Consider the following 437-nt stretch of genomic DNA (forward strand, 5'->3'; position numbering starts at 1 on the left):
GAAGCTGGCGGTCCCTCTGGCGGATCGCCGCTGAGCCGCACCGGCCGAGAGGCATGAACGTCCGCCCGGCTTCGCGGAGCGATGCGGCCACCCGCTCGATGTCGTGATCGCCCGCCTCGGCGCTCCCTCGAATGCCGGGAGGGGACCTAACCCGGTCCGCCATCCCTGATCTCCGTCGGACTCGGCATCGTCGAACGAGCGGCCGGGCGGCGTCTTCACCTACCCGGCGGAGCCGCTTCAGTCGAAGCGGCCGCTCGCATGGGCGAGGATGAGGAACACCTTGCCGGTGTCGGAGGACAGGTAGGTGTGCCGCATGCGGTCGCCCGCCTCGCCCTCCGGCAGGCTGTCGAGCAGGCGCTCGAACTCGCCGACATAGCGATCGACCGTGCGCCGGAAGGCCGGCTCGCTCTCGTGCTTGCGCCGGATCTCGTCGAAGG

At 70.7% G+C, this 437-nt stretch carries 1 protein-coding gene; it reads right to left on the reverse strand.

Annotated features, from left to right (window positions below):
- Positions 1–237: 237 nt before the first annotated feature.
- On the reverse strand, positions 238–437 hold a 200-nt coding region (locus tag AC2JF9_RS09490; RefSeq protein WP_500727278.1), incomplete at its 5' end, for a hypothetical protein.

Source organism: Lactobacillus sp. C449L (assembly GCF_059900815.1).